Source organism: Pseudomonas sp. GL-B-19 (genome assembly GCF_019956415.1).
GTDB lineage: Bacteria > Pseudomonadota > Gammaproteobacteria > Pseudomonadales > Pseudomonadaceae > Aquipseudomonas.
Map to the genome: position 1 here is coordinate 1 of NZ_JAHBDK010000088.1, position 11,694 is coordinate 11,694.

The window sequence follows — 11,694 nt, forward strand, 5'->3', positions numbered from 1 at the left end:
GGAAACGGCGGTGGCGGAAACGGCGGTGGCAATGGCGGCAACAGTGGGCACGGTGGCAACAGTGGTCACAGCGGCAGCGACCATGGGAATGGGAATTCAGGCCATGCCAGTTCTGGAAGCTCGAACTCCGGTCGCGGTGGTACCCATGCAGAAGCGGGTGACGACCACGGCGTCCACGTCGGCGGCGAGGCCGGTGACGATCATGGCGTCCACGTCGGTGGTGAGGCCGGTGACGATCATGGCGTCCACGTTGGCGGTGAGCCTGGTGACGACAATGGCAACCATGTTGGCGGCGAAACCGGCGACGACAACAGCCGGATCTGAAGCGTTTTGTGGCCTCATGCAAAACCCGGGGGACCGGTTTTGCATGAGGTGCGGTAAAAAAATACGTGCGTGCGCTCATGGGATTATTTCCCACGCGGCTATACTGAGGGTTATCTATCCAGGAATCCGCTGAATGCAATCGTCCACGCTGCCCACCTCGCTCCTCAAAGCCTTGCGGCATGTCATGCGGCCGCTGGTACGCCTGATGCTGCGCAAAGGCGTCACTTACCTAGTGTTCGCCGACCTGCTCAAGGAGGTTTTCGTCGATGTGGCGGACCGTGAGTTCCGGCTGGGCGACAAGGTACCGACCGACAGTCGCATCAGCCTGCTCACCGGTGTGCACCGCAAGGATGTACGGCGCTTGCGCAACACCAGCGAATCCGCCTCATCCACGCTTCCGGAAAACATCACCTTCGGTGCGCAACTGGTCAACGCCTGGGCCAACGCGCCCTTTTGCAACGACGCCGGCCAGCCACTGCCACTGCCTCGATTGGCCAGTGTCGGCGGCGAATGCTCCTTTGACGCCTTGGTGGCGAAGGTCAGCACGGATATCAGGGCGCGGGTGGTGTTGGACGAGTGGCTGCGCCTGGGCGTCGTCCGTCTTGACGAACAAGAGCGCGTGCATCTCGAAGCCCAGGCCTTCGTGCCGCAAAAGGGCTTCGATGAGAAAACGGCTTACCTGGGGCATAACCTGCACGATCATGCCTGCGCTGCGGTACACAATCTGAGCAGCGAAGGTCCGGCCTTTTTTGAACGAAGCGTCCACTATGACGCATTGGCCCCGATGAGCGTCGAGGCGTTGCGCGAGGCCGTTGCCAGCGAGGGGATGCAAGCCCTGTTGAGCTTCAACCGACTCGCCGCCGAGCTGGAATTCCGGGATTTGCCCAGCCTTGAACCGCGCCAGCGCATCACGGTCGGCTTGTACTTCTACACTGAAGCTTCCGATCCCGATTCACCAACGGCCTCTAAGCCATGACCGTCAATTTGCGCCTGATTCGTGCAATCGCCCTCGCTCTGGGCCTCGGGCTTCCGATTGTGTTGCAAGCCGCCCCAGCCTGTGTCAGCCAGAATGACGCGGGCACAATCGAAGTGCCCCTCATCCAGGCTCCGGGGGGCACCGGCGGCACAGGCGCGGCGCCTGGCGGCATGGGGGGTACCGGCATCAGTACCGACAACGGCGGGATCGGTGGTACTGGCGCACCGCTGAAAAAGCACCCTGGCGGCATTGGCGGCACCGGTGCCGTTGCAGGCGGTGTGGGTGGCACTGGTATCAGCAACGATAACGGAGGGATCGGTGGCACCGGCATTGTCGGCACCATCACCGGGTTCGCGTCGATCTGCGTCAATGGCCTGGAAGTGCACTTCAGCAACAACGTTCCGGTCAGCGAGAACGGCATTGCCACTACCAGCACCCAGCTGGCGGTAGGCCAAGTGGTTGCCGTGGAAGCGTTCAATTCCAAGCGAGGTCTGGAGGCCGGGCGCATTTCTATCCTGCACGTCTACGAAGGCCCATTGACAGCCCTGCCTAGAGACTCCATGCCCATGCGTGTCATGGGGCAAACGGTACGCCTGGCCAGCGGTGCTCAAGTCGCTGCCGGTCTGCGCCCGGGTGATCCGGTACGGGTCAGCGGGCTGCGCGATGCTCGTGGCGAAGTGGTGGCCAGCCGCATCGACCGGGCGCCCGGCCTCAAGGAGGCCAGTGCCATCGGCTCGGTGGATCGCAGCGGCTATCTCCAGGGGCTCAAACTCAGCAATCACCCAGGCCCGGCGCAGGAAATGCTGGTGCGCGGCCAGTGGTCCGGCCGCGAGCTGGACGTGACCCAAAGCCGCCCCGACCCGAGCCTGCCCTTCATTGGCCGGGCACACAATGCGGTGATCGAGGGCCTGGTACAGGGCCGGCAGGACCGCCATTTGGTGGTCGGTGGCTTTAATGTGACGCTGGCGCGCGACACCGTGTTTGTCGGTGTGCAGCCTTCGGAGCTGGCGCTGGATCGACGCGTGCGGGTCAACGGCGTGTTCACCGGCGCGCGGGACGTGAAGGCAACGCGTATCGAATTGCCCCGCGAGCGCTCCGATTCGCCAGCCAGCAATCAGCACGGACGACTCCGAACCAGCGAGCAAAACACGGACGACTCAAGTGGCTCGAGCAACTCGAGCAACTCGAGCGGCTCCAACAGCTCCAACAGCTCCAACAGCTCCGGCAACTCCGGCAACTCCGGCAGCTCGGGGAACACGGGCAGTGACAGGAGCGGCCGCTCCGAGAGCGAAGGCAGTGTCATCGACGATACTCGCCACGGGGGCAATGACAGTCATGGCGGTGGCGACCAGCAAGAAATCGTGGACAGGTCCGGCAAGTCAGAGCGTATCGAGAAGGTCGAGCAACCCGACAAAGTCGAGAAAATGGAAACAATAGAGAAAGTCGAAAAGGTCGGACGTCCGGAGAAAGTCGAGAAAGTAGAAAAAGTCGAGAAAGTAGAAAAAGTCGAGAAGGTAGAAAAAGTCGAGAAGGTAGAGAAAGTTGAAAAGGTCGAGAGGGGCGAGAAGGTCGAGCAGGTTGAAAAAGTCGATCACTCTGGCAGGTCGGGTTAAACAGTGCAGTCATGATGCACTATCGTCATAAGTAACTAGGCTGGGTAAATCACGCAACAAAGCATGCGTGTGAACTTCGATGACGGAACACACGAGGTGAACATGGGCCCCAAGCGCACCCTGCTCGTCGGTTTGCTTGCCAACCTGGCCTTGCCAGCCTTGGCCGATACCTTCACGACCTCGATAGGAACCGACTACTCTCGGGGCGACTATGGCACCGGTACTAATTCCGAAACCTGGTACGTCCCGCTGGTGGGCAAATACGAAACCGGTCCCATGACCTACAAGCTCACTGTGCCCTGGCTGCGCATCACCAATCCGGCGGTCGGCCCTGACGGCGAGCCGTTGCCCGGCGGCTGCGGCAAAGTGGAAAGTGGTTTGGGCGACACTGTCGCTGGTGCCGACTATGCCGCGCTTGACGGCAGCGTCGGCGGGCTGTTCGTGGACCTGATCGGCAAGGTCAAGTTGCCCACAGCCGACGAAGACAAGTGCCTGGGCACCGGCAAAACCGACTATTCCGCCCAGGTCGATGTCGCTAAAGCCTTCGGCCCTGTGACCGGGTTTGCTACCTTGGGCTGGAAAAAGTACGGCGACCCGTCGGACTCCGACTTCGACAATCCGATATTCGCCGGCCTGGGCTTCGCCATACCCGTGTTCGCGCGCACCACGGCGGGCGCGTCCTACGACTGGCGGCAGAAGATCGTTTCCACGGGCGACCAGATCAAGGAACTCACCCTCTTCCTCACGCACAAGCTCAATCAGAACTGGAAGTTTCAGTTGTATGCCGTCAAGGGGTTTTCCGACGCCAGCCCGGATGGCGAGGCTGGATTGTTGCTCAGCCACGCTTTCTGATACCCCCCGTTGCCTGTCAGGTTATTTCCAACATTGATGCGTTTCACCGACTCGACCCAAGCCGGGTCCGCGCGGTGCGCTTCGAAAAACCTGCCAGGCCAGCCAGCGTCTGACAGGCTCTTTGATTCGCCCCTGGTTACCTGGGTAAATCCGAATGTCAGCTCCTGGTCTATTCCATTGAAAAAAGTCGTCTCGATAAACCGGCCGATCGGGTGAGGGGCGATTCTCCAATGGGTTAGGTTGATGTTTTTGCTCAGCGCGTGCCTTAGTCCTGATATTTGGTCGTTGACACTCGGGCTGACAACACTATGGCAGTGGCAGTGGCAGTGGCAGTGGTGGTCACGGTGGCGGAGGCGGTGGCGGTCATGCTGCTGGTCATGACGGTGACGGTCATGGAGGCCCGGGACGCGGCGGCGCTGACCATGGCGGTATTGCCGGGAACAGAGGCCCAGGCAATGCGCATGACAACGACGCTGACGATGCCGCAGATGCAGCCAGGGACGCTGCCAGAAACGATGCAGATGCAGCCCGAGATAATGCCAAAGCTGCTGCAGATGCAGCTAGAGATGCGGCCCGAGCTGATGCGGATGCAGCCAGGGATGCTGCAAAAGCCGCAGGTGTAGCGGGCGCAGATGCAACCAGAGATGCTGCGCGGGCTGCCGCAGATGCGACCAGGGACGCCGCTAAGGCTAACGCAAATGCCACCAGAGATGCGGCGAGGGCTGCTGCAGATGCGACTAGAGACGCTGCCAAAGCTGATGCGCGCGCAGCCAGAGGGGCTATGGCGGACGCCCCAGACGCCCCGGACAGGGACGTGGCTGAGGTGCAGAACTAGGCCTGCAAGTTCCGCCATGAACACGGCAGGCATAACAGCAGAAAACGTCCCGCAAGCTTAAGGGACGTATCGGCAAAGAGTCGCAAGCCCTGAAGCGTCGCGGGGTTTGCGACTTCTTTTCGAAATCTGTCGCACGGTCCGAAACACTGACGAGGATGGCGGCAGTGGGGACGGAGCTGGACGGGTAAGCAATACAATCCCAGTCGTTCACAAAACCCGGAGCCCTCCCGTTTTTGTGGCGCAGGGGCAGGAAGTTGGACTCAGCTGTCCACCGACCGCTTTTGGCCGATTCTGTTGAAAAAGTCGGCGAAGGTTTCCACGGCAGAAAAGTACGCGCTTGAGATTGAAATCTTTACTTTTAGTAGAGGATTCCGGGCTCAGATTTCGTGTAGCTGCGCGCAAAAAAAGCGTTTTCAGCAGTCAGTACGCGAGTAGCTTGGAAGGACCGACTGTTTTCAGCAGAATCGGCCGATTTCAGCCTGTCGCGAAGGACAGAAAACCCAAAGCAGCCCTTCGCGAAAGGCTGCTTACGACTGTGGATTCAACACACTGGATTTTGTGTAAGTGGGATCTCGGTTACACCGGCGCTAGCAGCACCTTGGGTGCTGCATTTGAGGCTTGAGACCACGCATTTCGGTCAGCCTGGGGGCGCGCTACACAGATTAGCTGCTGGCGTGATCGGTCGCCTTGGCTTTGCTTTGAGCTACAGCGGCTTCAGCCTTCTGTTTCTGTGCAACCTGGTAGGCTTCCATCGAGACTTTCCGGGCCGCCTCCATACGATTGAACGTCTTGTCACCACCACCTGTGGCCATCGCCAGAGAAGAAGCGGTCAGAGCGGCGATTACGAAGAGAGCTTTCATGGATTTCATTTGGGTATCCTCAAGTAAAACTTTTTGAACTGCTAACAGCGGAATTTATTGGCTAAAGCCGAACTTCCTTGTTCAACCTGGCTTCACCATCCAGCCAGGGCGGCGTTTCCTGCTTTCCAGGTGCCTTGTTCCATGCGCGCTTCGGTGTCTCTGTTTTTTGCCCAGGCAGTGAGCAGTACCATCATCCCGAATCCACCGACGATGAGAACCGGATAGGCTGCCAGCAACTCCACCAGCGAGTACTTCCAGGCCAGCGGACGACCCACACCCAGCATGGCGGCATAGAACCACGACACGCCAGAGAACGCCCCCGAGAACAGCGCCAGCATGCGCAGGCTGAAGGAGAGTTTCAGTAACGAACCGGCTTTTTTCAGAGCGGGCATTACAGCGCTATGCAACAGGAAGCCGTTAAAGGTCAACAGCACAACTATGCCAATTTTGGCTTGTAGTTTTGGATTGAGGAAATACTCCATCCCCTTGCCGGCATAATCGATCCCGACGATACCAATGCCCGTAATCCAAAGCGCTACAAGTGCAAGCGATACGGTTTTTTGAAGGCTTTCCATGTGCGCGTCATCGTGGTGACTTGACGTACCTCCCTTCAGGAGTTGCTTGATCATTGCAATGTCACTGGTCAAAACCAGCCCGATTGCCACACAGCAGGCGATAAGATGAAAATATACAACGCCCAAACGCAAATATTCCACGGTGGACGAAGAAAACATACTAAGTTCCATGGTTACCTCTTGGTTATAATGGTGGATCAACTTGGCTCTCGGCACGGCATAATTGGAGTTTGCCGTTCCTGATTGCAGTTAAGATCCAGCAATTACTATTAATTAGTCTTGCGGCATTACGCTGCCAGGACAATAGCGATTTTCGCGAATGAACTTTTAATCATTCGTTCATGTCCATTTTCAGGTAACAAAAAACATCATCCGCACTTTGTGCATATGAGGTTTAACTTCCACTTCTAGGGGGGCAGGCGAGGCCCGGAACTCTATCGGCGAGCCGATCAGGCAATGCTGGTGGGGTCGGCGGGGCTTCCACCCCATTCGAGGAAACGGATCTTGTGAACTTCACCCTCGCTGTCTTCGTAGACCAGGGTCACCGGTACCACGCCGGTCTTATCGGATGTATCGGTGCGCTGCAGTACCCGTTTCACATCGATGTCCATTCCGTAGTGGTATTCAACGGCTGAGACATGCGCGCCAGGTTCTTGCAGATTGTTCTGGTCGAAGACACTGGGTGCGAGACTGGATATCACGGCACTGACAATTGTGGCCATGCTCATAAGGCTGTACCTCTACTTAAGTTCGCTTGACGGGGACCTAATGTGACACATGGAGTAACTGAAGTTCACTTTAACGCGACGAACGTGCCTGCCTGAAAAGCCTGATAGTGGCTGTAAACTCCCGGCAATTCCCCGCGCTTGACGCCCCCCGACCATTCGTCCTTTAAACCCCGTATTTGTTGGAGAAACTCCTTTTTCTGCCTGTCGCGAAGGACTGGAGACAACCCAAAACAGCCTGTGAAAAGTGGCTGCAATTTGGCTGGGTTGTTTTTCTTTAGGCCTGATTTCGTCCTTTCCGGGTCCCTGTTATCAGCCGAACACATCGAAGAGTGACAAGACTGCCCCCGTGGAAAAATGAAGAGGATGAGTACCAAGGTTTGGATTATCGGCTTGCTACGCACGGGAGTGATCCGCCGGAATAGGCAGTGAATCGCGCTCAAGACTTTCGGTGACTAGAAATCTTGTTGCCATAGTGCCCAACCCAAAAGCTATCACGCTGATGAGAAGGAAACTGACGATGCAAAACCACCGCAGGAAATTGAGTCGGTTGGTGGGGGCAATCGAGTCAGTCATTCTACGGCGCAGGCGCTTAAACACTGCATCGGCTACATGCATAGGGAGTACCCCTAGGTGTGCTGCTTATCTTGTTGTAGCAGCTTCAACTACCCAATAAAGCCCTGGATGAGAACACGGCATTCACTATGCCAAGAGTTGAACGCTTTTTGATTTCTGGCCGAAGTGATCCATATATGCCCAGCGACGGGCTTGAGGAGGTGCCGCTTGCGGTATTTCGCCAGCAACACTAAGCAGATAGCGCGGTATTAAAGCCCATATATGGGGATTATTTTCCCGGAGTGTGGGGATAGCGATTCCACAGGAAGCTTAAGATCGGCTCAGTAGCAGCGGCAAGCAGACGGCAGACTCTATCTGCTCTCATTGGGCACAGGCTCATCGGACGCCTACGAATTCCTCTCTGGTTCACCAGGCTGTCAGAGGAGTCCTCAGTCGCCTGCGAAAAGCCCATGCTTGTGTGCGTAGGCGTACAGATCTACGCGGTTCGTCAGGCCCAGCTTGCTGTAGATCGATGTTAAATGGTTGCGCAGCGTGTGCTCGCTGATGTGCAGCTTCTCGGCCACCGACTTGCCAGAGGCTGAGGGGGCACTGGCCAGTGATGCAATGGTTTGGTGCTCGCGGCGCGTTAGCTTGGCGATTTTTTGTTGCTCCGGGTCTATATCGCGCTCGGCTTTCTTGCGCGCCAGTTCAAGGAAGATTCGGCTGGTCGCATTGCGGTCAATCCAGAGTTCGCCGTCATGCACTTTTTCTATGGCTTTGAGCAATGTTGATGCGGATGCCGACTCCCGCTTATCCACTACGCCACGTGCGCCCGCCAGCACCGCACTGTCATGCAGCGCCACGTCGCTCGACCCTGTCACGACCAGAATCTTGGCTTTGGTCTGGCTGTGCAAGTCGGCCAGCGACTCGATACAGTCCTCGCTGTCCAGGTCCAGCACCACCACATCCGGCGCGTATTGGTGCAGCGAAAGCAGGTATTGCGCCACCGACGCCACCGAGCCCGCCAGCGCCAACCTTGGTTGAGCGCTTTCCACCAGACGCTCAAGGCCCCAGGCCACGAGCGGTAGAGCTACTAACAGGACTTGAATTGGCATGCGGCTCGCTGCCTCTTTAGGCGGGTTGTGTTAGCTGATCATGATAGCAATCGTTGCAGTCCTTAGCTTTTTTCTATAGCGCATCAGTCCCCCCTCCCATGACATTTGTCCCGTAAAACACTGTTTTCATGGGTGATTGACTCCTAGAAAAAAGGGATAGCGCACTCATGTAAAAAACAGCGGTCGTTTTTAGACTTCTGTCATGAAAGACGCACACCGAATTGAGCCCCGTGAACAAGTCACCCTGTCGCTGCAACTGATCGGCGGGGGCAACGGTGTCACCCGTGACATCAGCGCCTCCGGTTTGTATTTCGAAACCGATAGCGAGCAGCAGGTGGGTAGCTTGATTGACTTCGAGATCGAGCTCGAGACTCCTGGCGGCCCCATGAAGTTCAAGGCGCAAGGACAAATCGTGCGCATTGAGCCGCTGGGCGGCAGGGCCGGGGTGGGCGTGAAGCTGCTGGCCAGCCGGCTGGTGCCGGTTGAGTGAGCTGTTCGTGGGGTGAGGAGGAATCGGCTTGCGGCTGTTGGCGGCCACAGCGGTTTTTTGCTCTGAGTAACATTCTTGGGAGAAAGACATGGCTAGCACCACAACTACCAGCGGCGGAACCGTTACCTCGTTTTCCAACACGCCGCAGGCGAAGGATGACGTCTTTAGCACCACTGAAAATATGCTGGGGGTCATGTATTGGGACGTCATGTCTAATGACCTCGGCGGCAACGCGAAGTCACTCTGGTCACTCGACAACGCGGTAAGTTCTTCTACTGCCACCAAGGCTTATGCTCCGGCCGACCTCCTGACCCAGGATACGGCGAGGGCTGAGGCGGCGAGTTCTGACACCAGTAAGAATGGTGCAAAGATCTGGATCACCTCGGACGGGAAGGTCGGCTACGACGCCGCTACTTTCTCCCCTGAATTCAAGGCACAACTCCAGGCGCTTGCTGCTGGCGAGCTCCTGACGGACAGCTTTACCTATGCGATTCGTCTCGGCAACGGAACGCTCAGTTGGGCCACCGCGACAGTGCAGTTTTCGGGCGTGAATGATGGTGTGACGATTAGCATGGGCGCGCAGGCCGGCATGGTGACCGAAGACGCCGACACCACTGCGAGCGCAACCGACACACTGACGGCCAGCGGCACGATTGTCTTTAACGACGTCGACCTGAGTGACACGCACATGGCGACGTTCGCGCCGGTGGGGGGCAACGCTACTCATCTTGGTACGTTCGAGCTCTCGGTGGTAAGCGAAGCAGCGAATGCGGCCAACGGTTCGGTGCAATGGACGTACAACCTGAGCAATGCGGCGGCGCAGTACCTGGCCCAGGGCCAGACAGTAACCGAAGCTTACCTGGTCACCATCAGCGATGGTCATGGTTCGTCGGTTACGCAGAATGTGACAATCACCATCACTGGCACCAATGACGCGCCGACGGTGACGGCGGCAGAAGTCGAAAGTGGTGCGGTGGCCGAAGACGGCACCACGGTGACCAGCGGCAGCTTCGCCTTTGGCGACGTGGACCTGGCCGATCACGCACATGTGGCCAGCGTGAGCACACCGTCCGGTGCGCTGGGTACGCTGGTGGCCAATGTCAGCGACGAGAGCACGGGCGACGCTGTGGGCAGCGTGGGCTGGACCTATACGCTGAGTAACGGTGCGGCGCAGTACCTGGCCGAGGGCCAGACCAAGACCGAAGTGTTCACGGTGACGCTGACCGACGACTTCGGGGCGGCGGTGACCAAGGACGTGACGATCACCATTACCGGTAGCAATGACGCGCCGACGGTGACGGCGGCAGAAGTCGAAAGTGGTGCGGTGGCCGAAGACGTCACCACGGTGACCAGCGGCAGCTTCGCCTTTGGCGACGTGGACCTGGCCGATCACGCACATGTGGCCAGCGTGAGCACACCGTCCGGTGCGCTGGGTACGCTGGTGGCCAATGTCAGCGACGAGAGTACGGGCGACGCTGTGGGCAGCGTGGGCTGGACCTATACGCTGAGCAACGGTGCGGCGCAGTACCTGGCCGAGGGCCAGACCAAGACCGAAGTGTTCACGGTGACGCTGACGGACGACTTCGGGGCGGCGGTGACCAAGGACGTGACGATCACCCTGACCGGCACCAACGACCAGCCGACGCTGACCATCGACGACACAACCGGGGCAATGAACGAAGGCAACGGCGCGGCCACGCTGAGCGACAGCGGCGCGCTGAGCTTCGCCGATCTGGACAGCAATGACGTCGTGACGGTCAGCCAGAGCGCCAATAACGACCTCGTCTGGAGCGGCGGTACCCTCGGTGCGGCGCAGGCCGCGGCGCTGGTGGCCGGCTTCTCGGTCGATCAGGACAGCTGGAACTACAGCAGCAACCAGAACCTGGACTTCCTGCGCGCCGGCGAAACCATCAGTTTCTCCTACACCGTGGTGGCCACCGACAACAGCGGCGCGGCCAACGCCACCTCGGCAGCGCAGACGGTGACGATCACCCTGACCGGCACCAATGACCAGCCGACGCTGACCATCGACGACCCGACCGGGGCAATGAACGAAGGCAACGGCGCGGCCACGCTGAGCGACAGCGGTACGCTGAGTTTTGCCGATCTGGACAGCCACGACGTCGTGACGGTCAGCCAGACCGCCAATAACGACCTCGTCTGGAGCGGCGGTACCCTCGGTGCGGCGCAGGCCGCGGCGCTGGTGGCCGGCTTCTCGGTCGATCAGGACAGCTGGAACTACAGCAGCAGCGAGAACCTGGACTTCCTGCGCGCCGGCGAAACCATCAGCTTCTCCTACACCGTGGTGGCCACCGATAACAGCGGCGCGGCCAACGCCACCTCGGCGCCGCAGACGGTGACGATCACCCTGACCGGCACCAACGACCAGCCGACGCTGACCATCGACGACCCGACCGGGGCAATGAACGAAGGCAACGGCGCGGCCACGCTGAGCGACAGCGGTACGCTGAGCTTCGCTGATCTGGACAGCCACGACGTCGTGACGGTCAGCCAGAGCGCCAATAACGACCTCGTCTGGAGCGGCGGTACGCTCGGTGCGGCGCAGGCCGCAGCGCTGGTCGCCGGCTTCTCGGTCGATCAGGACAGCTGGAACTACAGCAGCAGCGAGAACCTGGACTTCCTGCGGGCCGGCGAAACCATCAGTTTCTCCTACACCGTGGTGGCCACCGACAACAGCGGCGCGGCCAACGCGGCCTCGGCGGCGCAGACGGTGACGATCACCCTGACCGGCACCAACGACCAGCCGACGCTGA

At 59.0% G+C, this 11,694-nt stretch carries 10 protein-coding genes and 1 pseudogene; 7 read left to right on the forward strand and 4 right to left on the reverse strand.

Going from position 1 to position 11,694, the window contains the following annotated elements:
• The 5 genes and pseudogenes from KGB06_RS27660 to KGB06_RS27680 all read left to right on the forward strand — a co-directional run.
• Nucleotides 1–324, forward strand: a pseudogene (locus KGB06_RS27660) (hypothetical protein); the annotation flags it as partial.
• A 133-nt stretch (nucleotides 325–457) separates the two neighbouring features.
• A complete protein-coding gene (locus KGB06_RS27665; RefSeq protein WP_223521398.1) occupies nucleotides 458–1,300 on the forward strand; it encodes a DUF6502 family protein in 843 nt (280 codons plus the stop codon).
• Nucleotides 1,297–2,913 (forward strand): DUF5666 domain-containing protein, encoded by a 1,617-nt coding sequence (locus tag KGB06_RS27670; protein ID WP_223521400.1) that lies wholly within the window; start codon nucleotides 1,297–1,299, stop codon nucleotides 2,911–2,913. The genes KGB06_RS27665 and KGB06_RS27670 overlap by 4 nt, the downstream gene beginning before the upstream one ends.
• A gap of 102 nt (nucleotides 2,914–3,015) precedes the next feature.
• Nucleotides 3,016–3,765: a transporter gene (locus tag KGB06_RS27675; RefSeq protein ID WP_223521402.1), complete on the forward strand. Its 750-nt coding sequence runs from the start codon at nucleotides 3,016–3,018 to the stop codon at nucleotides 3,763–3,765.
• A 308-nt stretch (nucleotides 3,766–4,073) separates the two neighbouring features.
• A complete protein-coding gene (locus KGB06_RS27680; RefSeq protein WP_223521403.1) occupies nucleotides 4,074–4,388 on the forward strand; it encodes a hypothetical protein in 315 nt (104 codons plus the stop codon).
• Nucleotides 4,389–5,262: 874 nt separating this feature from the next.
• On the opposite strand, the gene KGB06_RS27685 is transcribed toward KGB06_RS27680, so the two are convergent.
• The 4 genes from KGB06_RS27685 to KGB06_RS27700 form a co-directional block, all read right to left on the reverse strand.
• On the reverse strand, nucleotides 5,263–5,469 hold the full coding sequence (locus tag KGB06_RS27685; RefSeq protein WP_223521405.1) for a co-regulatory protein PtrA N-terminal domain-containing protein: 207 nt from the start codon (nucleotides 5,467–5,469) through the stop codon (nucleotides 5,263–5,265).
• Between the two features lie 83 nt (nucleotides 5,470–5,552).
• A complete protein-coding gene (locus KGB06_RS27690; RefSeq protein ID WP_223521407.1) occupies nucleotides 5,553–6,206 on the reverse strand; it encodes a hypothetical protein in 654 nt (217 codons plus the stop codon).
• A 278-nt stretch (nucleotides 6,207–6,484) separates the two neighbouring features.
• Nucleotides 6,485–6,763: a DUF2790 domain-containing protein gene (locus KGB06_RS27695; protein WP_223521410.1), complete on the reverse strand. Its 279-nt coding sequence runs from the start codon at nucleotides 6,761–6,763 to the stop codon at nucleotides 6,485–6,487.
• Nucleotides 6,764–7,764: 1,001 nt separating this feature from the next.
• Entirely contained in the window at nucleotides 7,765–8,430 is a 666-nt protein-coding gene (locus KGB06_RS27700; RefSeq protein ID WP_223521412.1) for a LuxR C-terminal-related transcriptional regulator, read from the reverse strand.
• A 202-nt stretch (nucleotides 8,431–8,632) separates the two neighbouring features.
• On the opposite strand from KGB06_RS27700, the gene KGB06_RS27705 reads away from it, so the two are divergent.
• Nucleotides 8,633–8,920 (forward strand): PilZ domain-containing protein, encoded by a 288-nt coding sequence (locus tag KGB06_RS27705; protein ID WP_223521414.1) that lies wholly within the window; start codon nucleotides 8,633–8,635, stop codon nucleotides 8,918–8,920.
• A gap of 88 nt (nucleotides 8,921–9,008) precedes the next feature.
• Nucleotides 9,009–11,694: beta strand repeat-containing protein (locus KGB06_RS27710; protein WP_223521416.1), on the forward strand; the 2,686-nt coding region annotated here is incomplete at its 3' end.

Excerpts from the sequence above, each read along its gene's own strand:
- KGB06_RS27705 (WP_223521414.1), top strand. The coding sequence starts at position 8,633 with ATGAAAGACGCACACCGAATTGAGCCCCGTGAACAAGTCACCCTGTCG.
- KGB06_RS27665 (WP_223521398.1), top strand. The coding sequence starts at position 458 with ATGCAATCGTCCACGCTGCCCACCTCGCTCCTCAAAGCCTTGCGGCAT.
- KGB06_RS27670 (WP_223521400.1), top strand. The coding sequence starts at position 1,297 with ATGACCGTCAATTTGCGCCTGATTCGTGCAATCGCCCTCGCTCTGGGC.
- KGB06_RS27700 (WP_223521412.1), bottom strand. The coding sequence starts at position 8,430 with ATGCCAATTCAAGTCCTGTTAGTAGCTCTACCGCTCGTGGCCTGGGGC.
- KGB06_RS27690 (WP_223521407.1), bottom strand. The coding sequence starts at position 6,206 with ATGGAACTTAGTATGTTTTCTTCGTCCACCGTGGAATATTTGCGTTTG.
- KGB06_RS27680 (WP_223521403.1), top strand. The coding sequence starts at position 4,074 with ATGGCAGTGGCAGTGGCAGTGGCAGTGGTGGTCACGGTGGCGGAGGCG.
- KGB06_RS27685 (WP_223521405.1), bottom strand. The coding sequence starts at position 5,469 with ATGAAATCCATGAAAGCTCTCTTCGTAATCGCCGCTCTGACCGCTTCT.
- KGB06_RS27695 (WP_223521410.1), bottom strand. The coding sequence starts at position 6,763 with ATGAGCATGGCCACAATTGTCAGTGCCGTGATATCCAGTCTCGCACCC.
- KGB06_RS27675 (WP_223521402.1), top strand. The coding sequence starts at position 3,016 with ATGGGCCCCAAGCGCACCCTGCTCGTCGGTTTGCTTGCCAACCTGGCC.